At 69.8% G+C, this 25,262-nt stretch carries 22 protein-coding genes; 14 read left to right on the forward strand and 8 right to left on the reverse strand.

The window, feature by feature from the left end; all coding sequences use genetic code 11:
• Positions 1-10: 10 nt before the first annotated feature.
• A complete protein-coding gene (locus ACIOHC_RS31465) occupies positions 11-1,501 on the reverse strand; it encodes an LCP family protein (protein ID WP_401844960.1) in 1,491 nt (496 codons plus the stop codon).
• A 193-nt stretch (positions 1,502-1,694) separates the two neighbouring features.
• On the opposite strand from ACIOHC_RS31465, the gene tatA reads away from it, so the two are divergent.
• The 3 genes from tatA (at position 1,695) to ACIOHC_RS31480 (ending at position 3,492) form a co-directional block, all read left to right on the forward strand.
• Positions 1,695-1,880, forward strand: a complete 186-nt coding sequence (gene tatA, locus ACIOHC_RS31470; RefSeq protein WP_351082895.1) for a Sec-independent protein translocase subunit TatA — start codon at positions 1,695-1,697, stop codon at positions 1,878-1,880.
• Positions 1,881-2,046: 166 nt separating this feature from the next.
• Positions 2,047-2,622: a TerD family protein gene (locus ACIOHC_RS31475; RefSeq protein WP_351082893.1), complete on the forward strand. Its 576-nt coding sequence runs from the start codon at positions 2,047-2,049 to the stop codon at positions 2,620-2,622.
• 270 nt (positions 2,623-2,892) lie between these two features.
• Positions 2,893-3,492: a class I SAM-dependent methyltransferase gene (locus ACIOHC_RS31480; protein WP_351082891.1), complete on the forward strand. Its 600-nt coding sequence runs from the start codon at positions 2,893-2,895 to the stop codon at positions 3,490-3,492.
• A 24-nt stretch (positions 3,493-3,516) separates the two neighbouring features.
• Here the strand turns inward: ACIOHC_RS31480 and ACIOHC_RS31485 are convergent, their stop codons facing one another.
• On the reverse strand, positions 3,517-4,422 hold the full coding sequence (locus ACIOHC_RS31485) for an oxygenase MpaB family protein (protein WP_365692822.1): 906 nt from the start codon (positions 4,420-4,422) through the stop codon (positions 3,517-3,519).
• A 101-nt stretch (positions 4,423-4,523) separates the two neighbouring features.
• Between ACIOHC_RS31485 and ACIOHC_RS31490 the strand changes: the two genes are divergently transcribed.
• Both ACIOHC_RS31490 and ACIOHC_RS31495 read left to right on the forward strand, forming a co-directional pair.
• The gene (locus tag ACIOHC_RS31490; RefSeq protein ID WP_351082887.1) at positions 4,524-4,832 is read left to right on the forward strand and encodes a hypothetical protein; all 309 of its coding nucleotides are present in this window, start codon (positions 4,524-4,526) and stop codon (positions 4,830-4,832) included.
• Between the two features lie 134 nt (positions 4,833-4,966).
• On the forward strand, positions 4,967-6,097 hold the full coding sequence (locus ACIOHC_RS31495; RefSeq protein ID WP_351082885.1) for a hypothetical protein: 1,131 nt from the start codon (positions 4,967-4,969) through the stop codon (positions 6,095-6,097).
• 162 nt (positions 6,098-6,259) lie between these two features.
• Here ACIOHC_RS31495 and ACIOHC_RS31500 read toward each other — a convergent pair whose 3' ends face one another.
• The 3 genes from ACIOHC_RS31500 to ACIOHC_RS31510 form a co-directional block, all read right to left on the reverse strand.
• A complete protein-coding gene (locus ACIOHC_RS31500) occupies positions 6,260-6,802 on the reverse strand; it encodes an MOSC domain-containing protein (RefSeq protein ID WP_351082884.1) in 543 nt (180 codons plus the stop codon).
• Positions 6,803-6,822: 20 nt separating this feature from the next.
• Positions 6,823-7,005 (reverse strand): hypothetical protein, encoded by a 183-nt coding sequence (locus tag ACIOHC_RS31505; protein WP_351082883.1) that lies wholly within the window; start codon positions 7,003-7,005, stop codon positions 6,823-6,825.
• Positions 7,006-7,090: 85 nt separating this feature from the next.
• Positions 7,091-8,170, reverse strand: coding sequence for an acyl-CoA desaturase (locus ACIOHC_RS31510; RefSeq protein ID WP_351082881.1), 1,080 nt, complete (start codon positions 8,168-8,170; stop codon positions 7,091-7,093).
• Positions 8,171-8,465: 295 nt separating this feature from the next.
• Here ACIOHC_RS31510 and ACIOHC_RS31515 point away from each other — a divergent pair, with 295 nt between their 5' ends.
• From ACIOHC_RS31515 to ACIOHC_RS31550, 8 genes are all read left to right on the forward strand, one after another.
• The gene (locus ACIOHC_RS31515; RefSeq protein ID WP_401844968.1) at positions 8,466-11,348 is read left to right on the forward strand and encodes a DEAD/DEAH box helicase; all 2,883 of its coding nucleotides are present in this window, start codon (positions 8,466-8,468) and stop codon (positions 11,346-11,348) included.
• Entirely contained in the window at positions 11,345-12,781 is a 1,437-nt protein-coding gene (locus ACIOHC_RS31520) for an SWF or SNF family helicase (protein ID WP_401844970.1), read from the forward strand. Before ACIOHC_RS31515 ends, ACIOHC_RS31520 begins: the two co-directional genes overlap by 4 nt.
• Before the next feature lie 180 nt (positions 12,782-12,961).
• Positions 12,962-14,311 (forward strand): esterase-like activity of phytase family protein, encoded by a 1,350-nt coding sequence (locus tag ACIOHC_RS31525; RefSeq protein WP_351082877.1) that lies wholly within the window; start codon positions 12,962-12,964, stop codon positions 14,309-14,311.
• Between the two features lie 170 nt (positions 14,312-14,481).
• Positions 14,482-16,005 (forward strand): APC family permease, encoded by a 1,524-nt coding sequence (locus ACIOHC_RS31530; RefSeq protein WP_351082875.1) that lies wholly within the window; start codon positions 14,482-14,484, stop codon positions 16,003-16,005.
• Entirely contained in the window at positions 16,002-17,018 is a 1,017-nt protein-coding gene (locus tag ACIOHC_RS31535; RefSeq protein ID WP_365692828.1) for an acetamidase/formamidase family protein, read from the forward strand. Before ACIOHC_RS31530 ends, ACIOHC_RS31535 begins: the two co-directional genes overlap by 4 nt.
• Before the next feature lie 45 nt (positions 17,019-17,063).
• On the forward strand, positions 17,064-17,657 hold the full coding sequence (locus ACIOHC_RS31540; RefSeq protein ID WP_351082872.1) for a peptidoglycan recognition family protein: 594 nt from the start codon (positions 17,064-17,066) through the stop codon (positions 17,655-17,657).
• Positions 17,658-17,762: 105 nt separating this feature from the next.
• Positions 17,763-19,013 carry a GAF domain-containing protein gene (locus ACIOHC_RS31545; protein WP_401844974.1) on the forward strand — a complete coding sequence of 417 codons (1,251 nt, stop codon included), beginning with the start codon at positions 17,763-17,765 and terminating at the stop codon, positions 19,011-19,013.
• Positions 19,014-19,110: 97 nt separating this feature from the next.
• A complete protein-coding gene (locus ACIOHC_RS31550) occupies positions 19,111-20,634 on the forward strand; it encodes an aldehyde dehydrogenase family protein (RefSeq protein WP_351082868.1) in 1,524 nt (507 codons plus the stop codon).
• A gap of 238 nt (positions 20,635-20,872) precedes the next feature.
• Here the strand turns inward: ACIOHC_RS31550 and ACIOHC_RS31555 are convergent, their stop codons facing one another.
• Positions 20,873-21,865, reverse strand: a complete 993-nt coding sequence (locus tag ACIOHC_RS31555; RefSeq protein ID WP_351087253.1) for an alpha/beta hydrolase — start codon at positions 21,863-21,865, stop codon at positions 20,873-20,875.
• A gap of 175 nt (positions 21,866-22,040) precedes the next feature.
• Between ACIOHC_RS31555 and ACIOHC_RS31560 the strand changes: the two genes are divergently transcribed.
• Positions 22,041-22,619, forward strand: a complete 579-nt coding sequence (locus ACIOHC_RS31560; protein ID WP_351087256.1) for a helix-turn-helix transcriptional regulator — start codon at positions 22,041-22,043, stop codon at positions 22,617-22,619.
• Positions 22,620-22,689: 70 nt separating this feature from the next.
• Here ACIOHC_RS31560 and ACIOHC_RS31565 read toward each other — a convergent pair whose 3' ends face one another.
• Together ACIOHC_RS31565 and ACIOHC_RS31570 are read right to left on the reverse strand one after the other, a co-directional pair.
• Entirely contained in the window at positions 22,690-22,983 is a 294-nt protein-coding gene (locus ACIOHC_RS31565) for a hypothetical protein (RefSeq protein ID WP_351087255.1), read from the reverse strand.
• A gap of 239 nt (positions 22,984-23,222) precedes the next feature.
• Complete coding sequence (locus ACIOHC_RS31570) at positions 23,223-25,253, reverse strand: RICIN domain-containing protein (RefSeq protein ID WP_351086986.1); 2,031 nt, start codon at positions 25,251-25,253, stop codon at positions 23,223-23,225.
• Positions 25,254-25,262: the final 9 nt, after the last annotated feature.

The following is a 25,262-nucleotide window of genomic DNA, read 5'->3' on the forward strand; positions in this document are numbered from 1 at the left end:
TGGGCGGCGGTCAGCCGTAGGAGAGGTCCGCGCAGGGGTCGTCGTCGGCCGACCTGACCCCGCCGGAGACGGCGGACGGCGCTGCGGAGGCGGTCGGCGTCCTGGGTCCGACCACTGGATTCCGGGCGAAGGAACTGCCGAGGACCACCCGGATTCCGGTGGTTGTGGACGCCGTCGTCCGCGCACCGGTGAAGAACCGCGCGGTGGTCTCCGCCTCGTCCCGCAGGCCCGGTCCGAATTCGATGACGGTCGAGACGTGGCCCTGGTTGCTCGCCGTGGCCGTGGTGGTGACGGTGAAGCCTCGGGAGCGCAACTGCTCTGCGGCTCGGGCCGCGAGTCCTGCGACCCGGGTGCCGTTGTGGACGGCGACGGCGATGCCCGTGCCGGAGACCGGAGCGGCGGCCCTGGGGGATGCCGGGCGGCCCTCCGCCCCGCCCCTTTGGGCCGGTCCCTTGCCGCCGACGTCCTGGCCGTCGACCGTGCGGTCGGCCTTCAGTGCTGCCCACAGCGCGTCGGCGTCCGGTTCGACGATCGCGACGCGTGCGCCCTCGTAGCGCCAGGGGACGGTGACGAACTTGGTGTTGTGCAGGTCGATGTTCTTCATCGACATGGCGAACGACAGAAGCCGGTCGGCCGACCCGAGCCCGGGGTCGACGGTCATCGCCTCGGTGGCCGCGTCGGCGAGCGGCAGCAGCGTGCCGGGGGTCAGCCCCTGGGACTTGACCTTCTTGATGAGGGAGGCCACGAAGGCCTGCTGGCGCTTGATCCGCCCCATGTCCGAGCCGTCACCGATGCCGTGCCGGAGCCGGACGTAGTCGAGTGCCCGCTGCCCGGAGACGGTCTGCGGTCCCTTCGCGAAGATCCGGGCGCCTCGTGCGGGCCGCTCCGGGCTGAGGTCGCGCTGGTGGATGTCGTGGGGAAGGCACACGGGTACGCCACCGACAGCCGAGGTCAGTGCGGAGAATCCGGCGAAATCGACGACGACGCTGTGGTCGACGCGCAGGCCGGTGAGATGTTCGACGGTGTTCTGGGTACAGGCCGGGTTTCCCTCGGCCGTCTCCCCCACCGAGAACGCGCCGTTGAACATCACCGCGTGCTGCGGCGCGGTCCACTCGCCCCCCGGCAGTTTGCAGGCCGGGATGTCGACCAGGGAATCACGCGGGATGGACACGGCGACCGCGTGCCTGTGGTCACCGTACACATGAAGCAGGAACGCGGTGTCGGATCGTCCCACCGCACCCGTGCCGCCGCCCAGCCCGCTGTTCTCGCCCGCGCGCGAGTCCGACCCGATGACCAGGACGTTCTGCCCCTTCGACGAGTCCGGAGGCCGGTCACCGGAGATTCCGTCCGCGCTGAAGGTGCCGATGTTGCCATTCACCTGCAGCCAGCCCCACCCGATGCCCGCGACGAGCAGCACGAGCAACGACAGCCCCGACACGGCCGTGCGCCGCAGACGGCTGCCCCTTCCCCCGTCGGCTCCCACCGTGCGATTCCCCGTCATCGGCCACCCCGTCCATCCGGCTTCCATGGGGGAACACACGCTCCATCCACCCCATGGTTGTACAGTTGCGCAATGTGACAAGTATCGCTGCTCGACTGGATCACCGGACCTGCCCACAACCAGCCTGAGGCACCGTCCACCGACGCCGAGCGAAAACAGCGGTCAAAACACCGAAAGGAAGGGCGGGACGTAGATGTTGCGCAACGGTCTCGAACCCTGGCACCTGCTGATCGTGGCGATCGTGATGATCGTGCTGTTCGGCTCGAAGAAGCTGCCGGACACGGCCCGCGCCCTGGGCAAGTCCATGCGGATCCTGAAGAGTGAGGCGAAGGCCATGAAGGAGACCGACACCGGCCCCGGAACCGAACCCCGCGCTTGAGACACCGGCTCGCCGACGTATGGCGACCCTCGCCGCCTTCACTTCAGGAATTGCGCAATCAAGGGAACCGGGAGCGCGGCACCGTCGTTGACCCGGGTGACGGCCGAAGAAGCGCCGATCATCGCAGCACTGAAGCTCTGGACCACTGGATCAATGGAGGAAGTTCATGGGTGTGAGCCTGGCCAAGGGCGGCAACGTCTCCTTGTCGAAGGAGGCGCCCGGCCTGACCGCAGTGACGGTCGGCCTGGGCTGGGACGTGAGGACGACGACGGGCGCGGACCACGACCTGGATGCGAGTGCTCTGCTGTGCTCGGACACGGGCAAGGTGCTCTCCGACCTGCACTTCGTCTTCTACAACAACCTGACGAGCCCGGACGGTTCGGTGCAGCACACCGGGGACAATCTGACCGGTGAGGGCGAGGGCGACGACGAGTCCATCAATGTGGATCTCGCGGCTGTCCCGGCGAACGTCGCGAAGATAGTCTTCCCGGTCTCCATTCACGACGCACAGAGCCGCGGGCAGAGCTTCGGCCAGGTCCGCAACGCGTTCATCCGCGTGGTGAACCGGGCGAACGGCGTCGAACTGGCTCGTTACGACCTCAGCGAGGACGCCTCGACCGAGACCGCCATGGTCTTCGGCGAGCTGTACCGGCATGGCGCGGAGTGGAAGTTCCGCGCGGTCGGCCAGGGGTACGCCTCGGGCCTGGCCGGTATCGCGTCCGACTACGGGGTCAATGTCTGACCCCATGGACCTGCACGGGCAATGAGCACCGGCCTCTCCCCTTGCCCCCGTCGGCGGGGCAGGGGGAAGGCCTGCACGTTCCGCGTACGTACCCTCGTGGTCACCGCACCACATCGCGCCGCGGTGTACTGCTCGTACTCGGCCTGCGCGCCGCTCGGGTCGGCCCGTAGTCGACGGGTCGGGGTCACGGAGCCCTTCGAGCCGGTCGGCGGTCGCTGCTCGACGTCACGGCCCGTTTCACCCCGACGGCAACTGCGCGATCATGTCCGTATGGCCGATGAGCACACACGCGTCCAGGATTTCTTCAAGGCCCGCGCGGCGGACTGGGACACCCGGTTCCCCGACGACGGGCCTGCCTACGCCGCCGGGGTCGACGCCCTCGGACTGGGGGTGGGTGACGCCGTGCTCGACGCCGGCTGCGGTACGGGGAGGGCGCTGCCCGCGCTGCGCGCCGCCGTGGGAGCGCAGGGCACGGTGCTGGGCATGGACCTCACCGCCGCGATGCTGGACTCGGCGGTACGGGCCGGACGTGACCGTAGCGGAGCACTGATCCTCGCCGATGTCGCCCGATTGCCCCTGCGGTCGCGGTCGCTCGACGCGGTGTTCGCGGCCGGGCTCATCTCCCATCTGTCGCACCCGGGACCGGACCTCGCGGAATTGGCGCGGGTGGTTCGGCCGGGCGGGCAGTTGGCTCTCTTCCACCCCATCGGGCGAGCCGTACTGGCAGCGCGCCACGGCCGTCCGATCACCGATGGCGACCTGCGCGCCGAGCGCAACCTCCGCCCGTTGCTGGCACGTTCGGGCTGGCGGCTCGGCACGTACACCGATGAGGACGATCGCTTCCTCGCCCTGGCCGTCCGGACGGGCTGACCTGCGGGTTCGATTCTCCTACGCCTACTCGGCCGCGTCGGCGCGGCCGCGCTCGTGGGCGACCGGACAGCCTCGGATGCCCGGGGCCGGGAACGTACCGAGCCCGGAGATCTCGTAGCCGCCGGGATAGCCCTTGATCTCCGGGTTCTGCCGGGCGTGGTGCGGGTTTGCGCGCGGCGGCAGCAGTCGCACGGCTCGTGCTCTCAGTCGCAGGGCGCCGCGGGTGAGGCCCCGTGCCGCGGAGCTCGGACGTTCGTAGCGGAATGCCCGCAGCAGCGAGTCGTCGAGAAGTGCGAGGGCCGCCTTCCGCGCGACGGAAGCCAGAGGGCGCGGATACCAGGAGCTCATCAGGTCCAGCGTGGCGTCGGAGACGCGGCGTCCGCCTTCGTCCCAGTCGAAGTGCTCGGCCTCGTAGGAATCGAGGGTGCGCTCGAAGTCCCCGTATGTCCGAGGCAGGTCCTTGATGCCCATATGAGCGCCCAGGGTGCGGTAGTAGGCGGCGCACGCCCGCAGTTCGTGGTCGGACAGCCGACGCCATCCGTAGTCGTCGAGCCATCGCTTCGGAGTGACGACGAAGGTGCACAGCACATAGCGCATGTCGTCGTCGCTGATGTCGTAGCTGCGGTGCATCTGATTGATCCGGCGGATGGCTGCGCGTCCCTGGTCGCTGTCGAAACCGTGCTCCACGACCGCGTCGAGGAGCAGTGCGGTGTCGTCGTAGCGTTTTTGCGAACGGTCCGTCAGTTCTGCTGTCTCCGCGAGGAGTCGTCCGATGCTGGGCACGGCATAGGTTCGGTACAGGGCCAGTTCGAGGGCGCGGGTGATGTCCCAGGGAAACTCGTAGGTTGCCGTGATCCGGTAGATCCGGAGGAAGTCCCTTTCCGGATCGAGACGCTGGATCTCCTTCAGCCGGTCGTACCGCTTCACCACACCGCCCCCTCTTCTCGGTCGAAGGTCCAACCCTACGTCGAAGGGGAACACCGTATGTGGCAGGCGCAATGCGCTCGGGGGTTTTCGGAAAGGCGTTCTCCATGATCGACATGATCGGCAGCTTGCGGAAGATGGTCTCCCCGCACCGGAAGGACACGCGACGGGCTCGGTCTCTCGGTGAAGGACGACGCAAGCAGCGCAATCTTTTCGAGGCTGCCGCCACCTATGTCTCGGCGTCCGTGGACGACGATCAGGCCCAGGTCGACGAAGCGAGCGGCTGGGTGTCGCCCGAGGCGCTCTCCTTCGGTGTCAGCGAGCTGGCCTGCCGCGCCGTGATCGCTCTGGCCCGTGAGCGCGACGAGTTGCCGCGGGCAGTGGCCCGTACGCTGCTCGGTCTGCCCGCCGACTGAAAAGCACTCCCTCCGCCGGGCCGCGCGGCGCGTGTCATCCCCTGTCGTGCCATCCCTTGTCAGGGCCTCGACGAGTGGGTTACGGACTCGTTAGGGTGCGCCGACGGGCAACCATGACGGACGAGGAGGGTGCCGTGGCCGGGACGAGCGACACGGTCGCCGACGACGACGCACTGTATGTGCTGACCGCGGTACTGCTGACACCGGCACAGTTCCCGAGCGTGCTCGGTGACGACTACCCGGCCGCCTGTGCGGCACTCGCCCTCGAACCGTACGCCGAGGGATACGGGCTGGTCCTCGGACAGGACGGCAGTGGTGCGCGGTGGACCGTCGTCGTCGAGGACGTGTCGTTGGTCGCCGTGGCCATCGCGTCGTGGGACTGCGGAATGGAGTACGACCTCTCTCCCGACGACCGTTCGGTGGTCTGTGCGCTGCCCGGCTGGCCCCTCGCGGTGGGGGTCGCGGCCCCGGGGGTGGCCGCCCCGCACGATCCGTTGCCGGATCCGGCGGCCGAGGGTATTGATCCCGCGCCGCTGGCTCCACCCGACACGGATTCGTGGGGCCCGGCCCAGAGGCGCCTGGGCGCGGACGAGATAGCGCATCAGTGGGCGGCCTGGCGCGAGCGGATCGACGACGAGACGGCCTTCACCACGCCGGAAGTCACGGACGGCGCGGGGGGCGCAGGCTGCTCGGCCGACGACTCGCGGGGGCGCGCCACTGCGGGGAAGCACGAGGCGGAGGGCGCCGGCGGTCGAACCGGAACCGGCGGCAGGACCGGGGGCGACGGTGAGGGCGAGCACGGGGGCACGGTCGCGATCGGTGTCGGGACCGACGGCGGAGCCGAGGTCGAGCCTCGTGCCGGACTCCCGGGCGGCTCAGGCGCAAGGGCCCAGGACGAGGCGGAGACCGGAGCCGGGGCGACGGCCGAGGGCGAGACCCGGAGCGGCCACCCCGACGCCACGGCCGAGAGCCCCGCGCCGGACTCCCTTTCGGGGGCACATCCCGGTGTACGGCGAGCGCTCGCGGAGGCACACGCCTATGTGGACACCCCGCCGCCCCCGGGCCGTGTCCGGTCCTCCTTCGCCACCGGTGAGGCCCGCATGCTGCGCGCCGACGGCCCCGGCTGGTCGCTGGTCGCCAGAACCGATGACATCGCGTTCGTCCTGCTGGACGAGGAACCGGGCGAGGTGCTGCCGGTCGGTCGAGGCCCGGAGCTGCCCGGCCTGTTGAAGGCCCTGGACGAGATCGCGGTACGACCGACCTGAGCGCGAGGCGACCCCGCTCGACAGGAGGCGGACCGCTGTCGGCGGACAGCGGAGCGCCGAGTCGACCGAGGCGGCCTGCCTCGCTCACACATGCTCCGGCCAGGTCCCAGGTTTGGATCACGTTGGCCGGGGGCGAGCCCGGCCTGATCCGAACGAAAGGCCCTAGACGCGTTCGAGTGCCCGATGCGGGCCCTCGGGCAGTTCGACCTCGATCGGGTCTCCCGGACGGACCACCCCTCCGACCGTGACGATGCCCATGATCCCGGCCTTGCGCACGACCCGGCCCGATCCGTCACGGCCGACGACCTTCTTGAGGAGCCCGTCCTGGAAGTTGTCGATCTGCAGACAGGGGTTGCGCAGTCCGGTGACCTCGACGACCGCCTCGTCGCCGAGGTGCAGCAGGGTGCCGACGGGGAGCGCGAGGAGATCGACGCCGTTGGTGGTGACGTTCTCCCCGAGGTCGCCAGGAGCCACCTCGAAGCCGGCTGCCCGCAATTCGCCGAACAGCTCCTCGTGGATGAGATGGACCTGGCGCAGATTCGGCTGGGTGGGATCCTGTGCGACCCGGGACCGGTGCTTGACCGTGACCCCCGCGTGCACGTCTCCCTCCACACCGAGCCCGGCCAGCAGCGTGACGCTCTGCCTGTTCGGCTTGGTGAACGAATAGGCCTCGTTCCTGCTCACCACCGCCACTGTGCCGCTCATCCCGGTGCCCCCCGTCGTCGTCAGCGGCCTATTTCCTTGCGGGTGATCCTGCGGAGCCTGCGCCGCTGGCCGGGATCCAGCATCAGATAGGCGACCGCCGGAACTCCGACCAGGACCAGCAGCGACAGCCAGAATCCGATGAACGGGATCAGGATGACTGCCGCGACGACTCCCCCGATGGCAATCTTCGCGCTGTTCGACATCGTCCACGCCTCCTTCGCGGCCCGAGGCCGCTCCTGACATGAGAACGCCTGTACGCGCCCATCGGTTCCAGCCTGACGGCAGTCCTCACCTCAGAGGTGCGCCGACCTCGTGCATGTGCTGGAGTGCCTGCCGGTAGGACTCGATCAGTCCGGTCTCCGCGTACGGCATGCCGAGTGCCTCGCAGTGCGCACGCACCATGGGCTGCGCCAGACGCAGATGCGGGCGGGGCATGCTGGGGAAGAGGTGGTGCTCGATCTGGTAGTTGAGCCCGCCGAGGAACCAGTCGGTGAGAACGCCGCCGCGTACGTTGCGCGAGGTGAGGACCTGGCGCTGGAGGTGGCCCCAACGATCGCCGTCGGGGTCGGGCATCTCCATACCCTTGTGGTTCGGGGCGAACGCCATGCCCAGGTGGAGCCCGAACAGCGCGTGGTGCACCAGCGCGAAGACGACGGCCTTGCCCGGGGACATGACGGTGAGCAACAGGGTCGCGTAGAGACCGAGGTGGGCGACCAGGAGCAGTGCCGAGAGGGCGCGCTCCCCGGCGGGCTGCCGCCGCAGGTACTGGAAGCCGGAGATCTTGAGCGCGATGCCTTCGAGGAGCAGCATCGGGAAGAAGAGCCGGGCCTGGTTGCGGGTCAGCCAGCGCGCGAATCCTTCGCGCTGGGCCGCCTGCTTCTGGGTCCAGACGAGGGCGCCGACGCCGACGTCCGGGTCTTTGTCGATGTGGTTGGGATGGGCGTGGTGGCGTACGTGCTTGTCGTTCCACCAGGCTTCGTTCATGCCGAGCAGCAGGTTCGCGTGGATCAGGCCGATGATCCGGCTCGCCCTGCGATCGCCGGATATCTGGGCGTGTCCGGCGTCGTGCCCGACGAACGCAGTGCGGGACCAGAAGATCGCCAGCGGCAGCGCGAGCAGCAGGTTCCACCAGGTGTCGCCGATGAGGAACATGCCGGTGAGCACGGCGCCCAGGGCGGCCAGATTGGTGACGATGCCCGCCGTGTACCAGCCGGTGCGCCGTTCCAGGAGTCCCTGCCCCTTGACCGCCCGCAGGAGGGGCGCGAAGTCGCTCCCCTGGCTCGCGGTGGCTCCAGCACCGCGGGCACTGACGACAGTTCCCGCACTGTCACGGGTGCCTTCCACAACGGTGGCTACGGCCTGTGGCATGAGGTCTCCGGTCTCTGGAAAGCTGTGCTGACCTGTTGAAACGTACGGTGACCAGGGGCACGGCGACCATGGCGCCACCACCCGGGCCATGCGGGGGGCAAGCCCCCTCCCTCCAAGGGGGTGCTGGCTCCACCTTCGGGCGTGACACGCCGTCGCGCCCGGCAGCCTCGCGGGGCGGCCGACGCGCTCGAAAGTGAGCTGGATCACGCAGATTGCACTCACAGTCGCACGTGTCGATGAAGTACCCTCGGCGACTCGGCCCCGACTAGTCAAATTTGAGGAATTCGGCATCGCTGTGCACAGGCTCCCTGCGGCAACGCTCTCCGAGATCTCCGCACTCTCCGGCTGCTCCGTGGTCTTTCTGCCCGCGGACCCTTCCCGTACCGGCCGCATCGCCTTCTGGCATCCGGACGGCAGCAGTCCACCCGACGCTCCCGGCTCCGTGGAGGAGTTGACCGTCGTGGGCGCCGACGCGCAGATCCACGCCGTGCCGGCACTGTTGCTTCCGGTCCGCGACGCGCTGCCCGTACTGACGCGCGCCCGGACTTCGGCGCAGGCCTCCGACGCCGCCGCGTTCTGGGGCGCCGCCGCGCTCCTCGCCCTCCAGCTCGCCGCCCGCGGCCTGCTGCTTCCCGGACTGACCGCCACCGATCACGATGCCTGGCGGGCCGGGCCGCTGACCGCCGACGATCAGTCCCGGATCCGTACGCTGGCGGCCTCGATGCCGCCCCTGGCCCACGCCGTACCGCTCGACGGAACCGCACGGCCCGTTCTGCTGCCCGAACCCGAGCGGCTGCTGCGCGCGTTCCTCGACGCGGTTGCGGACGGGCTCCCCCGCACCCCCGCCGCGGCCTTCGCCACCGGCGGCCCGGCGTTCGTCACCGACGCGCCACAGCATCTGCCCGACCAGCGGGCCTGGGCCGCCGACATCGCAGCCGGGCACGACGCCGGTGTCCGGCTCTCGCTGCGGGTGGAGGTGTCGGGGCTGACAGCGCCGGACGAGGACGCCCCGCCGTCCTTTCGCACTGTTCTGCAGATCCACAGCGTCAGCGATCCGACGCTGGTCGCCGATGCCTCCGAGGTATGGGCGGGGACCGCGCCGACCGCTGCGGGCTTCGGCCCCCGCGCCCGGATGGATGCCCTGCTGGCGCTGCGCCGGGCCGCGCGTGCCTGGCCACCGCTGTCCCCGCTGCTGTCGGCCGCGGTGCCCGACTTCGTCGAACCGGCCGACGAGGAGATCGCCGACCTCCTCGGTCACGCCGGGCGGGCGCTCGCCGCGACCGGGGTCCAGGTGCACTGGCCCCGGGAACTGGCCCGCAAGCTCACCGCGCGGGCGGTGATCGGTCCGGCCGAGGGCGCGGAGGCCACGGAGCGAGAGGCGTTCACGCGCAATGGGTCGGATACGCCGCCGCTCCTGTCGGCCGATGCGCTGCTGGCGTTCGACTGGTGGTTCGCCCTCGGTGACCAGAAGCTCAGCCGCGCCGAGCTGGACCGCCTGGCCGAGGCCAACAGGCCGGTGGTGCGGCTGCGCGACCAGTGGGTGCTGGTCGACCCCGAGGAGGCTCGGCGCGCCCGCGAGACCGAGGACCGCAAGGTCAGTCCGATCGATGCGCTCGGTGCCGTACTGACCGGATCCACCGAGGTCGACGGCCGCAGGATCGATGTGCGCGCCACCGGCTGGCTGGAGCAGTTGCGCCGCCGGCTGGCCGATCCCGAGTCCGACGGACCGGGGAGCGCGGGACAGACGGTCGGTCAGCCGCCGACGCTCGCGGCCACTCTGCGCGACTATCAGCTGCGCGGCCTGAACTGGCTGCACACCATGACGTCGCTCGGCCTCGGCGGCTGTCTGGCCGACGACATGGGGCTGGGCAAGACCATCACGCTGATCGCTCTGCATCTGCACCGCCAGAGCATCGAATCCGCCGCCGGGCCGACGCTCGTGGTCTGTCCGACATCACTCATGGGAAACTGGCAGCGGGAGATCGAGAAGTTCGCGCCCGGTACGCCGGTGCGCCGCTTCCACGGTGGTTCGCGCAGCCTCACGGGCCTGGCCGACGGCGAGTTCGTCCTCACCACGTACGGCACGATGCGGCTCGACTCGGCGAAACTCGCCGACATCCGGTGGGGCATGGTGGTCGCCGACGAGGCACAGCACGTCAAGAACCCGTACTCGGCGACGGCCAAACAGTTGCGCACGATCGGCGCGCGGGCACGGGTGGCGCTCACCGGCACCCCCGTGGAGAACAATCTCTCCGAGCTGTGGGCGATCCTCGACTGGACGACGCCCGGTCTGCTGGGCCGGCTCGGCACGTTCCGTACCCGATACGCGCGGACCGCGGAGGGCGGCGATCCGGCGGCGGCCGAGCGACTCGCCTCTCTGGTACGGCCCTTCCTGCTGCGACGGCGCAAATCGGATCCGGGCATCGCCCCCGAACTGCCGCCGAAGACCGAGACGGACCGCACGGTGTCGCTGACGGCGGAACAGACCGGCCTGTACGAAGCGGTGGTACGGGAGACCCTGACCGCCATCTCCGACGCCGACGGCTTCGCGCGGCGGGGCCTCGTCGTAAAACTGCTGACGGCCCTCAAGCAGATCTGCAACCACCCGGCGCAGTACCTCAAGGAACAGGAGCCGCGCATCGAGAACCGTTCGGGAAAGGTGGAGCTCCTGGACGAACTGCTCGACACGATCCTGGCGGAGGACGCGAGCGTGCTGGTGTTCACCCAGTACGTGCAGATGGCCCGGCTCCTCGAACAGCACCTCGCGGCGCGCGGGATTCGCACACAGTTCCTGCACGGCGGTACGCCGGTCGCCGAGCGGGAGGCCATGGTGAACCGCTTCCAGTCGGGCGAGGCCCCGGTCTTCCTGCTGTCGCTGAAGGCTGCGGGCACCGGACTCAATCTCACCCGGGCCGGCCATGTCGTGCACTTCGACCGCTGGTGGAATCCGGCGGTGGAGGCACAGGCCACCGACCGCGCGTACCGGATCGGGCAGACCCAACCGGTGCAGGTGCACCGCCTCGTCGCCGAGGGCACCATCGAGGACCGGATCGCCGACATGCTGGCCCGGAAACAGGGGCTCGCGGACGCGGTGCTCAACTCCGGTGAGACGGCACTGACCGAACTGACGGATGCGGAACTGGCCGATCTGGTGACGCTGCGAGGGGGCACACGATGAGTGACGGATACGACGGCGGAGGATACGAGCGCGTCGCGTACGACAACACCGATGACGACGGTGACCGGTACGACGGCGTCGGGTTCGACGGTCGAGGGGCCGCTTCCGCCGCCGACGAGCGGCGCGACGCCCCGACGCCTGTGCAGGAGCGCACGTTCGCCGCGCTGCCGCCCGCGCGCGGTCGCGGATTCGCGGAGTCCTGGTGGGGCCGGGCGTGGCTGAAGGCCCTGGAGGACACCGCGCTGGACGGCGAACAGCTCAAGAAGGGACGGAGGTTCGCCCGCGAGGGACGGGTCGGTGCGGTGACCGTGCGGCCCGGCCGGATCACCGCTGTCGTCCGGGACCGGGACGCGTCCGCGTACCGCGGTGACGTGCTCCTGCAGGAGCTGAGCGAGGCGGACTGGGAACGGTTCCTGGACATGGCCGCCTCCCGGGCCGGGCACGTCGCGGCGCTCCTCGACCGGGAGATGCCGCCCCACCTGGTGGAGGACGCGGCGGCGGCCGGGGTGGATCTGCTGCCGGGAATCGGCGATCTGGACCCGGAGTGCACCTGTGAGGCGTGGGACCACTGCCCGCACACCGCCGCCCTGTGCTACCAGGTCGCGCGGCTGCTGGATCAGGATCCGTTCGTCCTGCTGCTCATGCGCGGGCGCGGTGAGCGGCGGCTCCTGGACGAGCTCCAGGTACGCATCGCGGACCGCGCCGAGGGGCGGGCGCCGTCGGATCCAGCCGCCCCCGACGGATCCGGCGTGCCGGAAGCGGGGGCGCAGGACCGGGGCGTACGGGCGGACGAGGCGTTCGACGCGCGGGACATTCTGCCCCCGCTGCCAGCACCTCCACCGCTGCCGGTGGAACCGGGACCCGCTCCGTCGCTGGACACGGAGGCCGGACCGGAGCCCGGCGTCGAACCGGCGGTCCTGGAGATGCTGGTCACGGACAGCGCGTGGCGCGCCTGCCGGATGCTGGCGGACGCGCTCTCCCCCGGCCATGAACATCAGCCGTTGCCGATGGAACTGACGCCTCGACAGGACGCCGTACGTCTGATCGCGGACGCCGGGCCGGAGCCGTGGATCGCCGCCAGGCTGGCCGCCGGATCGGGGCGCTCGTGCCTCGATCTCGATGCGGCGGTGCGTGCGTGGCGCTATGGCGGGGCGGCCGCGCTCGCCGTGCTCGACGAGGAGTGGACCCCGGATGCGGAGACCCTGGCCGGGGCCCGGACCCGGCTCGCCGAGGCGTGGGAGGAGGGTGAGCGGCCACGGTTCTCCTCAGCGGGCAATCGATGGACGGCCGTGGAGGAGGGTGTGCAGCTCCGGTTCGGGCGGGACCGACGCTGGTGGCCCTACCGTGCGGAGAGCGGGCGCTGGGTTCCGGCAGGCCCGGCGGACGACGATGCGGCGGCGGCGCTGGGAGGTTCGGGCGTGACGGACGACTGAGGTCGTCGCTCGCGAGGACCACTCGGCGCTCGATACCGGGGCGGCCGGCGGCCGGGCAGAGGCGCCCGTCCCCCGTCCGTCGCCGTGTTCCGCCCTGGCGTTCAGCTCGAAGTCACCGACCGTTGAGGGTGAGGACGGAACCTGACGGCCGTCCGAGCTGTTCGTGCCTCAGGAGGCCCCATGTCCAAGCGTGTTGTCCGTCGCCCACTCTCCGTCGGGCTGCCGCTCGCCCTGCTCGCAACGGTGTGTGCCGCGGGGACGGCGACGGGCGCGCCGGACCGGCACGAGCGTCCGGAACCCGCCGCTCGTGTCACCGGGAGCGCCGTACTCCCTGACATTCCGCTTGCCGGATTCAGCAACGGGCTGCTCCCCGGGACGGTCGCCGACGACCGCGGCGTGATGCTCGGCGGTATCGGCAGTGACCTCTACCCGGCGGGCCGCAAGGGCGAGTTCTGGACGGTGACGGACCGCGGCCCCAACGGCCAGATCAAGATCGACGGAAAGAAGCGGCGCACCTTCCCGGTCCCGGGCTTCGACCCGGCGATCGTCAGGATCCGAGTCGAAGGCAAGCACATCCGGGTGCTGCGTTCCATTGCGCTGACCACCCGCTCCGGCGCCGCCGTCACCGGTCTGCCGAACCAGCGGGGCCGTGACGAGGCTCCGTACACGTACGATGCGAAGGCGCCACTCTCGTACGACCCGAACGGTCTGGACACCGAAGGCATCGTCCGGGCCGCCGACGGCACGTTCTGGCTCGTGGACGAGTACGGCCCCTCCCTGGTGCATGTCTCGGCCCGGGGCCGGGTGTTGACACGCTACGTCCCTCGGGGGCTCGGGCTGACGGGCGCCGACTACCCGGTGGTGGAGGCGCTGCCCGGCGTACTCCTGAACCGCAGGATCAACCGCGGCTTCGAGGGACTGGCCCTGCTGCCGGACGGTGACCTGGTGATGGCGGTGCAGAGCCCGCTCTCGCTGCCCGACCAGGACGCGGGCGAGTCGTCGCGCAATGTGCGGCTGCTGCGCTTCTCGACGAAGAAGCGCGCGGTCACGGCGGAGTACGCCTACCGGTTCGACCCGGTCGACGTCGTGGACCCCGGCGAGGACGACACCTCCGAGCTGAAGATCTCCTCGGTCGTCGCGGTCGGCCGCGACGGACTCCTGGTCGAGGAGCGCACCGACAGGGCGGCACGACTGCATCGGGTGACGCTTCCCCGCGGCTCCGGAATCCTTGGCTCCGCCTGGGACGACCCGGCGACGTCACCCTCCTACGAGGAACTCTCCGACCCCTCCGCGAAGGGCGTACCGACGCTCCGCAAGAGCCTGGTCGTCGACCTGGGCAGGATCACGGGGGTGCCGGGGAAGATCGAGGGCGTGGCTGTGACGGGCCCGGACACGCTCGCCCTGATCAACGACAACGACTTCGGGATGACCGACGGCGCCGAGGCCTTCGACGCGAACGGCCGGCTGATCGACAGCGGCATCGACACGTCGGTGACACTGCTGAAGCTGCCGCGCCCGCTGCACGGCTGACCACGCTCCGGCCCGGCGGTACGGGAACAAGCGCTCCCCCGTACCGCCGTCGCCGTGCGTTCCGCCGACTTCCCGATTCGCGTACCCGATTCCGGTCTCCTGCCGTCTTCCGCCGCCCGCGTGACGCCCGTACGGTAGGGCGCGCGAGAAGCTGAGCCGTACATCGGACAATGCCTTCCGGTCATCGGACAAAGGGAGTCACAAAGGTGTCGGGGGATTCGGGCAGAGGACTTTTACGTGATGCCGTCGGGCTGCGCGAGGTCCTCTTCCAGAGCATCACGGCGATGGCGCCCGCCGCAGCCATCACCGCCTCCATTCCTTCCGGGGCCGCGTTCGCGGGCGGGAGCCTGCCGCTTTCCGTGGTCGTGGCGCTGATCGCCTGTCTGTTCACCGCTTCGTGCGTCGCGGAACTGGCCCGTCATCTGCCCGCCGCCGGTTCGGTCGCCACCTACTCCGCGCAAGGCTTGCACCCGGCAGTCGGCTTCCTCGTCGGCTGGGGCTACGTCTTCGTGGAGGCTCTGGTCCCCGCACTGCTGCTGCTCCAGCTCGGCTTCACGACAGCGGGCACCCTGCACCAGGAGTGGTCGTCCTACCCGGCGGACCTGTGGTGGCCCTGGTCACTGCTCGGCGCGGCGGTCATCGCGCTCGCCGGATACTTCGGCGTACGGGCCTCCGCCCGGTTCGGAACCGTGCTCGGGCTCTTCGAGGTGCTCGTCTTCGTCGCCTTTGCGCTCCTGCTCATCGGACAGGCCGGCTCGGACAACACGCTCTCGGTGTTCGGCACTTCGCACACCGCCGACGGCTTCGACGGCATCAGCGGGATCTTCGCGGGATCGGTCTACACCGTGCTGGCCTTCGCCGGTTTCGAGGCCGCGGCACCGCTCGCCGAGGAGACGAAGGACCCGCGGCGCACCATGCGGCGCGCGGTGCTCGGTGCGGCGCTCTCCATCGGCCTGGTGTACGTCCTCACCACCTATGCGATGTCCGTGTACTTCGGGCCCGACAGGTTCGCCGGATTCGGGGCTTCGGGAGCGGCGTCCTGGGAAGGCGTGGCACGCGCCTCGTTCGGGCTGTTCTGGGTGCTGCTCTTCCTCGCCGTGGTCAACTCGACGGTGGCCAACGCAAATGCCTGTGCCACCGTCTCGACCCGGACGGCGTTCGCCCTGGGCCGGATCGGCGTCTTCCCGCGGGCGTTCGCACAGCTGCACCCCCGCCGCCGCTCCCCCGTCACCGGCGTGGGCGTGCAGTTCGTGATCGCGGTGGGTGCGACGCTCGGACTGGGGTTCGGCTACGACCCGGTGACGGCTTTCGTGCTGCTGGCCACTGTGATCGTCACGGTGATCACCGGTGTGTACATCATCGTGAACCTGTCCTGCGCCGGGTACTTCCTGCGAAAGAGGCGGGACAGGTTCAATCCCGTACTCCATCTGCTCTTCCCGGTGCTGGGCACGGCGGCGTTCGTGCCCGCGCTGCTGACAGCCGCCGGAATCCCCGCCTTCGACTTCGTCTCCGAGCTGAGTGCGCCTGTCTCGTACGCCGGTCCCGTCGTAGGTGTCTGGACGCTGATCGGAATCGTTGTGCTGGTGGTGCTGCTCCGAAGACATCCGGAGCGGGTGGCACAGACCGGACGGATCCATCTTGACGACGCCCCGGAGCCGGCCGGGGAACCCGAGACAGGAGCGGTACAGCGATGAACGACCCCCGAATCCTGACCGTCCGCCCCAAGGAGGGCGAGTACGCCTGGACCTTCGGCGGAGTGGCCCCGGTCGCCCGCATCGAGCCGGGGACGTTCCTCGACGTGTACACCGAGGACTGCTTCGCGGGACGGGTGCGTTCCGAGAAGGACCTGGTCTCCGAAGTCTGCGAGTTCCCCTTCCTCAACCCGCAGACGGGTCCTTTCCACGTGGTGGGTGCGGAGCCCGGTGACACCGTCGCGGTGCATTTCGTGTCCGTCGAACCGGCCAGGGACTGGGCCGCCTCGACGACCGTTCCGCTGTTCGGGGCGCTCACCTCCACGCACACCACCGCGTCGCTGCAGGATCCGCTGCCCGAGGTGGTGTGGATGTGGCAGCTCGACCGGGCACGCCGCACCTGTCTGTTCAGTGCCCGGGACAGTGACGTCCAGGTGGAGCTGCCGATGGATCCGATGCACGGCACGGTCGGGGTGGCACCGGCGAATCTGGAGGTACGGTCCGCCTTGGTGCCCGACGCACATGGCGGCAACATGGACACCCCGGAGATGAGGGCGGGCGTCACCTGCTACCTGGGCGTCAATGTCGAGGGGGCGCTCCTGAGCCTCGGCGACGGACACGCCCGTCAGGGTGAGGGTGAGACCTGCGGGGTCGCCGTGGAGTGTGCGATGAACACGGTGGTGCTCGTCGAACTGCTCAAGGGCGTCACGACTCCGTGGCCGCGCATCGAGTCCGACACCCATCTGATGTCGACCGGTTCCGCCCGGCCTCTCGAAGACGCCTTCCGGATCTCGCAGTTGGACCTCGTGCAGTGGCTGGCACGCGACTACGGCCTCTCCGAACTCGACGCCTATCAGCTGGTCAGCCAGGCCGGCGAGGCGCCGTTGGCCAATGTGTGCGACACCAACTACACCTGTGTGGCGAAAATCCGCAAGAAGTGGCTGCCCGCGGGTGACCCCCATCGCGGACTCCACCGCCATCTGCGGGAGACGGCGACGCCGCTGTCCAGCCCGTGACCACATCACCCGCCCCTCGTCCCTCCCCCACACACAGGAGTGTTCATGCATCGCAGAAGGATTCTTCACGGCGCCGCGGCGACGGCTGCCGCCGCGCTGATCCCGGCCTCCGCCCGCGCCGCGGCCGCCACGACCGCGGGCGACACGGACTATCCGCTCGCGCACTGGACCCCCGCGTCGACGTCCAACTACACGGCGTCGAGCCGCCCTTCGGCCTATCCGGTCCAGTATGTGATCATCCATGTCACCCAGGAAACCTTTTCGAACACGATCGGGATCTTCCAGAATCCGGCGAAACAGGTGTCCGCGCACTATGTGGTGCGCTCGGCGGACGGCTATGTCGCCCAGTGCGTCCGGGAGCAGAACATCGCCTGGCACGCGGGCAACTGGGACTACAACACGCGCAGCATCGGGATCGAGCACGAAGGCTGGGTGGACCAGCCCTCCTACTTCACCAACACCATGTACGAGAAGTCGGCGCTGCTGACCGCCTCGGTCTGCGACCGCTACAACATCCCCAAGGACCGCGCGCACATTCTCGGTCATGTCCAGGTCCCGGGCACCGACCACACGGATCCCGGCCCGAACTGGGACTGGGTGCGCTACATCCGGCTCGTCAATCTGTACTCCGCCGGCTGACGGGTCTTCGCCGCCACGTCCGCTCACTCTCCGCACCCCGGTTGTCGCAGGCGTCGACTGCGGACACGATGGGATGGGCACGACGCCCCTGGACGGGAGAGTGAGTTGACGGACCCCTGGGTGGCCCTGGCAGCCGATACGGACACCGGTGAACGGCTCGGCCAACTGCGGCACGCGCACGAGGTGTTCACCACGGCCGGGCGGCTGGAGCGGCCGGTGCGACCGGTGGTCGGCGAGTCGTGGCGGCGCTCGGCACGGGCACGGGTCAGCCCGGACGGTGTCGCCCTGGTCGAGCTGGGCGCGGACGATCTCGGGCCGTACCGGGACGGGCATCCCCTGGCCCCCGCGATGCCGGTGATCCGTGAGCTGATGAGCGCGTACGCGATGGACGGGGAACACCTCCTCGCGGTGTGCGACGCGCACGGCAGACTGCTGTGGGTCGAAGGGCATGCGTCGGCCCGTCAGGCCGCGGACCGGATGAACTTCGTGGAGGGCGCCTGCTGGGCCGAGTCCGTGGCCGGGACGAACGCACCGGGTACGGCCATCGCCGTGGACCGGCCGGTACAGGTCTTCGCCGCCGAGCACTTCCTGCGACCGGTCCAGCAGTGGACCTGCGCGGCGGCACCGCTCCACGACCCGCACACGGGGCGGGTCCTGGGCGCCGTGGACATCACCGGTGGGGACCGGCTGGCACATCCGCACAGCCTGGCGTTCGTGCAGGCGGTGGCACGCGCCGCCGAATCGCAACTCGCGCTGCGGACGCGCCCGCCCGACGGCGGGACCCTCCAGCTCAGTGCGCTCGGGCGGGAGGAGGCACTGCTCGTCGCGGGAGGCCGCAGGTTCCGGCTCAGCAGACGGCACAGTGAGATCCTGGTGACGCTGGCCCGCCATCCCGAGGGCCTGAGTGGCGACGAACTCATCGTCGAGCTGTACGAGGACTCGTCGGTGACCCCGGTGACCCTGCGGGCCGAGCTCTCCCGGCTGCGGCGGCTGCTCGGCCCCGAGCTGCTGCCCTCCCGCCCCTACCGTCTCGCCGCCCCGGTCGACGCCGATTTCGACATGGTGGCACGCAGGCTGGCGTCCGGCGCGGTCGCGGCGGCGCTCAGCGCCTACACGGGCCCGCTGCTGCCGGGCTCGCAGGCGCCCTCGGTCGTCCGTCTGCGGGGCCGGCTCGACGGACAACTGCGGGCGGCACTGATCGCGCGCGCCGACCCGGGCCTGCTGGCCGACTGGGCGTACAGTCCTTGGGGCGAGGACGACCTCCAGGCCTGGCAGGCGCTCGCGGCGGCCGTACCCGCAGGACAGCGTCCCGCGCTCCTCGCCAGGGCACGAGCACTGGACGCCGAGCAGCGATAGCCGCGTTTCTCTGCAACGGGGTTGCAACGTGGCGCCGTCTATCGTCACGCCGAGGGCCGTCCAAGGGCGGACGGCACGGATCCGGAAGGCCACAGAGATGACCCGTTACGCTGCGCCGGGCACCGAGGGCGCCATCGTCACGTACGAGTCCCGCTACGACCACTGGATCGGCGGCGCCTACGTCCCGCCCGCCCGTGGCCAGTACTTCGAGAACCCCAGCCCCGTCAACGGCCGGCCCTTCACCGAGATCGCCCGTGGCAGTGCCGAGGACGTCGAACGGGCCCTGGACGCGGCCCACGCGGCGGCCCCCGCCTGGGGAGCCACCGCGGCAGGAGACCGTGCCTCGGTCCTCAACAGGATCGCCGACCGGATGGAGGCGCACCTGGAGGAGCTGGCGGTCGCGGAGAGCTGGGACAACGGCAAGCCGGTGCGGGAGACCCTGGCCGCCGACATCCCCCTGGCCATCGACCACTTCCGCTACTTCGCCGGTGCGCTCCGCGCCCAGGAGGGGTCGCTCAGTGAGCTCGACGACGACACGGTCGCCTATCACTTCCACGAGCCGCTGGGCGTCGTCGCACAGATCATCCCGTGGAACTTCCCCATCCTCATGGCGACCTGGAAGCTGGCCCCGGCGCTCGCCGCGGGCAACGCGGTGATCCTCAAGCCGGCCGAACAGACTCCGGCCTCCATCCACGTATGGCTGAAGCTGGTGGCCGACCTCCTGCCACCCGGTGTCGTCAACATCGTCAACGGCTTCGGCGCGGAGGCCGGCAAACCACTAGCCTCCAGTCCGCGCGTCGCGAAGATCGCCTTCACCGGTGAGACCACGACCGGGCGGCTGATCATGCAGTACGCCTCCGAGAACATCAAGCCGGTGACGCTCGAACTGGGCGGCAAATCGCCGAACATCTTCTTCGACGACGTGTGGAACGCGGACGACGACTTCCGCGACAAGGCCCTCGAAGGCTTCACCATGTTCGCCCTCAACCAGGGCGAGGTCTGCACCTGCCCGTCACGCGCACTGATCCAGCGCGGCCACTACAGCGAATTCCTGGAGGCGGGCATCGCACGCACCGAGAAGATCGCGCCGGGACACCCGCTGGACACGGACACGATGATCGGCGCACAGGCCTCCAACGATCAGTTGCAGAAGATCCTCTCGTACCTGGACATCGGCCAGCAGGAGGGGGCGAAGGTCCTCACAGGCGGTCAGCGGATCGAGTACGACGGGGAGCTGGCGGGCGGCTACTACGTCCAGCCGACCGTCTTCGAGGGCGACAACCGGATGCGGGTCTTCCAGGAGGAGATCTTCGGGCCGGTCGTGGCGGTCACATCCTTCTCGGACTTCGACGACGCGATCAGAACGGCGAACGACACGCTCTACGGGCTCGGCGCGGGCGTGTGGACCCGCGACATCAACACCGCGTACCGGGCCGGCCGTGCCATCCAGGCAGGCAGGGTCTGGACGAACTGCTACCACGCATACCCGGCCCACGCCGCCTTCGGTGGCTACAAGCAGTCGGGGATCGGCCGCGAGAACCACAAGATGATGCTGGAGCACTACCAGCAGACGAAGAATCTACTGGTGAGCTACTCGCCGAAGAAGCTGGGCTTCTTCTAAAGGCATGGAAAAGGGCACCTGAGCTGGGGAAACTCCCAGCCAGGCGCCCTTCATTGCCCGCAATCAAGCAGTAAGGCGAAATGCTCGCTTGCTCCCAGTTCGCCCCACTGTCGCCCACGCCCTGACCAGGCCGGACGAGGGCTGAGGGACGTCCTGGCGGGCCGGCCGCCACCCGTGCGAGCAGGGTGGCGAGGTCACCGGGCCTGCTCGCACGGGTGGCGCCGGCGTGTCCGGCGGTTCAGCCCTGGAGGGTGGCGAGCCAGTCGGTCAGCAGGCGGTTGACCTCCTCGGGGCGCTCCTGCTGGATCCAGTGGCCGCAGCCCTCCAGGAGGTGGGAGGCGGACAGGGCGGGAAGTGTGGCGGGGTAGGCGTCGATCGCGTCCGCCATCCAGGTGGTGGAGGCGTCCAGGGCGCCGCCGATGAACAGGGACGGCTGCTTGATCGGGGCGCCGCGGTGGGGGGCGAGGTCCTCCCAGTCGCGGTCCATGTTGCGGTAGCGGTTGAGGGCGCCGGTCAGACCGGTGCGCTCGAACTCCCCGGCGTAGACGTCGAGGTCGTCCTCGGTCAGCCAGGCGGGGAGCTTGCCCGCGGGGAAGCGGTCGCGAAGCCGGCCGCCACCGCTCCTGGTCACGAAGTGCGGGTCGGGCTCGCCCTGGGCGGGCATGGTGTCGGCGGACAGCGCCGCGTAGAAGCCCATGAGCCAGCCCCGGACGTCGGGCTCGATCTCCGCCTCGGCCCGACCGGGCTCCTGGAAGTAGGAGACGTAGAACTCCTGCTCGGGGCCGCCGATCTGGCCGAAGATGTCGGTGGGGCGGGGGCCGCCGGGCGGCGCGTAGGGGACGCTCAGCAGGGCGACGGCGCTAAAGACCTCGGGGTGGAGCAGGGCGGAGGTGGCCGCGATGTTGGAGCCCCAGTCGTGGCCGACGACCACCGCGTTCTCCTCGCCGAGTGCGTGGACGACGGCAAGGTTGTCCCCCACCAGGTCGAGCATCCGGTAGGCGTCGGTCGCGGCGGGCTTGGAGGAGCGGCCGTAGCCGCGCACGTCGATGGCCACGGCCCGGTATCCGGCCGCGGCGAGGGCCGGGAGCTGCAGCCTCCAGGAGTACCAGGACTCCGGGAAGCCGTGCACGAGCAGGACCAGTGGGCCGGTGCCCTGCTCGACCAGGTGCAGCCGCCCGGCGGGGGCCTCGATGGTGCGGTGGCGGAGTTCGGCGGACGACTCGGGCTGCATGGGTTTCTCCTCGGTTCGCGGGTGGCGCGGGTACACATCGATCATGCGGTGCGACGGCCCCCCGAGGCGATTAGCGTTGCCATTCGGGCAAACTTGCAGGACAGGGCCGGGCGGCACGGCCGGTGAGAAGGGAGTAAGAGTGACGGACGACGGCACAGCCGAGACGCTGGCGGCGATGGGCCCACGGTTGCGGGCCGCGCGCGAGCGGCACGGCGCCACGCTCACCGGCGTCAGCTGTGCGACCGGCATCTCGCCGAGCACGCTGTCACGGATCGAGACCGGCCGGCGCAAGCCCACCCTGGAGGTGGTGCTGCAGCTGGCCACGGAGTACGGCATCTCCCTGGACGAGCTGGCCGGCACTGCCCCCGCGCCCGCCCGCGTCGAGCCGCGCACCATCGCGCTGCAGCGTTTCGGCGACGACAAGGGGGTGCTGCCATTGACCCCGTACGTTGGCGGCCTGCACGCCCACAAACACGTCCTGCCCGCCGTCGAGGAACCGCCCAGGCGGCCACGGCAGATCTCCCACGACGGCTACGAATGGCTGTGCGTTCTGTACGGGCGGCTGTGGCTCGCACTCGGAAAGCAGGACCTCATCCTGACCGCCGGCGACGTCGCCGAGTTCGACACCCGCAGTCCCCACGGAGTCACGAACGCCGGCCCCGGTGGGCCGGTCGAGTACCTGATCATGTTTGGGCCCCAGGGAGAAAGACTGCGGCCACGCACCCCGCCGCCCACCGGCCGGGGAGCCCTGTAACGAAGTGCAGCGTCCGTGGGCGCATGGAGGCCCGCGCTCACCGCAGTCGCCGTCCAGCCGGATCGGGTGGTCAGCGGCAGCAGGGCAGCGCGGTGACGGCGCGGGCCTCGTGGAGGGCGGCGCGCAGGTGCTCGTTGTCGATGCTCAGGCGTTGGATGGCGGCGATAGCGACCTCCAGCTGCGCGGCGAGTTCGCGTTTGTCGCGCAGCAGTCGCGCGTTGTCGGCCTTCAGCCCGGTGTAGGCGTCGGCGCCGTTCGTGCTGCCGGGCGTTGGAGGGGAGGCGGTCAGCTGGGCGCAGACGTCGGGGAAGTTGCGGCGGAAGGTGGTGTTGGCGAGGCCGAGGCTGGTGGCGAGGGCGAGCACGCTCGGGGCCCGGCCGGTCGCCGGGGCCGGACAGAACCGACCGTGGAGTAGGGGGATTGGTCGGGTCTTAGGGCTCGCAGAGAATCAAGGTGTTGCTTCCCTTGATTCTCTGCGAGCCCTAAGACCGCACCCGAACCTCCCACCTGGCAGCACTTCGCCCCGCCGGATCACACCCGGCGGGGCGAAGGCAGGACCCACGACGCCATATCGCCAACAGCGGGCGGCCCATCACGCGCTGGTCAGCTCACCTCGGTGAACCGCCAGCGCTGGTTGGAACCAGAGTTTGCCTGCCACGTCGTGACGGCCGCGCCCTCGTTCGTCGCCTGGCCACCGACCTCCAGCAGCCGCCCGGTCGCCACGTTCACCAGCGTGCACGTGCCGTCGCCCGTGGTCGACAGGATCCACTCCGTCGCGGAGCCCCGCTCACCCGTATCGGCTTCGATCACCGGCACGTTGTCCCGTACGGAGAGCCGCTTGCCCTCGGCCGCGTTGGCAAAGACGTACCGCTGACGGTTGCCCGTCTCGCCGTACTTCGCCTCCAGCCGCCATTCCTGAGCGGTCGTGCCGTTCGCCGAGTTGATAACCAGGTTCGTGCCGTTTGCGCCGACGGTCACCGCCTTGCCGCTCTGAACACCGGTCAGCGTGTACGACCTGCCCGTGCTGAACGGGCTCGCGTTCTTCGCGACGCCGGAGACACCCTTGATGGCGAACGAGGTCACCGACTGCGCAGGGACGGTGAACGTCGCCTTGCCGTCGATGACCTCGACCGGGGCCTGCTTCACCAGCTTGCCGCCCGCGTCGGTGACGGTCGGGGCGACTGCTGCGTCTCGCTTGATCTTCCCGAACTTCGACAGGTCGATCGTCACCGCGCGGGGCGCGGTCGTGGAGTTGACATGGACCAGTGAGGCACCGTTGCCGTCCTTCGTCACGGCGGCAGCGCTGGAGGTGTCGTCGACCTTGATCAGGCTGTCGCCGGGCTTGATGAAGTGCGTGAAGTTCCGGGCGGTATCGAACTTCGTGTTCGTGTAGATCGGGCAGGTCTTCAGGGTGTCGGCCGACGTGCAGCTGAACGGAATCTGGACGGAGCCCCAGTTGCCGCCCTTGGCGAACTCTCCGCCCGGCTTCATGTTGTCGTAGTCCTCGACCGGCTGCCAGAACACCCACGCCTTGGGCTCCAGCTCGCGCAGGTCGTTCACGATGTGCTGCGCCAGACCCAGCCCCGGGCGCATGTCGGTGAAGCTCTGCCCGTCGCCCCAGTCGCCCTCGACCTCGCTCATCCACAGCGGCTTGCCGGCTGCCTTGGCCAGGTCACGGACCGAGGTGCGCTGTCCGGTGTTGTAGGTGTGGACGTTCATCTGGCCGACAAGGTCCTTGGACGCCTGCGAGTAGGAGTCCCAAGTCGTCGCGAACCCCCAGGGGGTGGACTCGTCCATCGCCGAGATGCCGGCCCCGACCTTCGCCTCCTTCAAGGCGGGCGCCAGCGCCGCGAGCACCTTCTGCTGCAGCTCCGGCCCGAAATCCGCACCCTCCTGACGGCCCACCGGCTTGCCGTCCGCGTCCAGACGTGTGCCCCAGTGACCGATCGGCTCGTTGAACGGGTCGATCGTGTCAACCTTGATGCCCTCGGACTTCTCCAGCCGCTTCGACGCCCCCGAGAGGTAGGCGGCGAAGTCGTCGACCGAACTCTCCTTCAACTGGTCGACACCCGCGTTGAAACCACCGGAGACATATCCGTTGACAGTCATGAACCAGGGCGGGGAGTTGGAGAACGTTTCCCAGTGGTCGATGTCGTTCTTGATCCGCTTGACCCACCAGCGCTGGGTGGCGTCCGCCTTGTCGTTCCAGTTGGCCGGGTCGTCGGGGTTCCACCAGTCGGTGTCCCCACGAGTTGTCCCCGCCGGCGCCTTCCACCAGCCTTCCACCGCACCACCGGCACGCAGATAGTCCTTCACGTCGGGAGCGTTGCCGCCGCCGATGTTGTAACGCGCTATGTTCAGCGCCAGACCGTCGTCGTCGAAGAGCAGATCGGCGAGCTTCTCGCGGATCTCCTTCGGGTAGCCGCCGGTGGCGTTCGCGAACCAGACCAGGCTGGTGCCCCAGCCCTCGAACTTGTCCTGCCTGTAGGACGGGTCCGGCTGGACGATGACCGACGCGGTGGCCGTGTCGGCCTGCGCGGGCGGCGCCGGGACAGAAAGCAGTGCTGCTCCGGTCGCCAGCGCGGTCATCGACGCGGCTCCGAGGAAACGTCTGCTGCGGGTACGGCGTGGCATCGTGTGCTC

The sequence above is a fragment of the Streptomyces sp. NPDC088252 genome (assembly GCF_044740965.1).
GTDB lineage: Bacteria > Actinomycetota > Actinomycetes > Streptomycetales > Streptomycetaceae > Streptomyces.

Bases quoted from the DNA above. Each gene is read 5' to 3' on its own strand.
- ACIOHC_RS31530 (WP_351082875.1), top strand. From the start codon at position 14,482: ATGCCTTCCGGTCATCGGACAAAGGGAGTCACAAAGGTGTCGGGGGAT.
- ACIOHC_RS31570 (WP_351086986.1), bottom strand. From the start codon at position 25,253: ATGCCACGCCGTACCCGCAGCAGACGTTTCCTCGGAGCCGCGTCGATG.
- ACIOHC_RS31505 (WP_351082883.1), bottom strand. From the start codon at position 7,005: ATGTCGAACAGCGCGAAGATTGCCATCGGGGGAGTCGTCGCGGCAGTC.
- ACIOHC_RS31550 (WP_351082868.1), top strand. From the start codon at position 19,111: ATGACCCGTTACGCTGCGCCGGGCACCGAGGGCGCCATCGTCACGTAC.
- ACIOHC_RS31525 (WP_351082877.1), top strand. From the start codon at position 12,962: ATGTCCAAGCGTGTTGTCCGTCGCCCACTCTCCGTCGGGCTGCCGCTC.
- ACIOHC_RS31510 (WP_351082881.1), bottom strand. From the start codon at position 8,170: ATGCCACAGGCCGTAGCCACCGTTGTGGAAGGCACCCGTGACAGTGCG.
- ACIOHC_RS31465 (WP_401844960.1), bottom strand. From the start codon at position 1,501: ATGACGGGGAATCGCACGGTGGGAGCCGACGGGGGAAGGGGCAGCCGT.
- ACIOHC_RS31555 (WP_351087253.1), bottom strand. From the start codon at position 21,865: ATGCAGCCCGAGTCGTCCGCCGAACTCCGCCACCGCACCATCGAGGCC.
- ACIOHC_RS31560 (WP_351087256.1), top strand. From the start codon at position 22,041: ATGGGCCCACGGTTGCGGGCCGCGCGCGAGCGGCACGGCGCCACGCTC.
- ACIOHC_RS31480 (WP_351082891.1), top strand. From the start codon at position 2,893: ATGGCCGATGAGCACACACGCGTCCAGGATTTCTTCAAGGCCCGCGCG.
- ACIOHC_RS31500 (WP_351082884.1), bottom strand. From the start codon at position 6,802: ATGAGCGGCACAGTGGCGGTGGTGAGCAGGAACGAGGCCTATTCGTTC.
- ACIOHC_RS31475 (WP_351082893.1), top strand. From the start codon at position 2,047: ATGGGTGTGAGCCTGGCCAAGGGCGGCAACGTCTCCTTGTCGAAGGAG.
- ACIOHC_RS31535 (WP_365692828.1), top strand. From the start codon at position 16,002: ATGAACGACCCCCGAATCCTGACCGTCCGCCCCAAGGAGGGCGAGTAC.
- ACIOHC_RS31540 (WP_351082872.1), top strand. From the start codon at position 17,064: ATGCATCGCAGAAGGATTCTTCACGGCGCCGCGGCGACGGCTGCCGCC.
- tatA (WP_351082895.1), top strand. From the start codon at position 1,695: ATGTTGCGCAACGGTCTCGAACCCTGGCACCTGCTGATCGTGGCGATC.
- ACIOHC_RS31520 (WP_401844970.1), top strand. From the start codon at position 11,345: ATGAGTGACGGATACGACGGCGGAGGATACGAGCGCGTCGCGTACGAC.
- ACIOHC_RS31490 (WP_351082887.1), top strand. From the start codon at position 4,524: ATGATCGACATGATCGGCAGCTTGCGGAAGATGGTCTCCCCGCACCGG.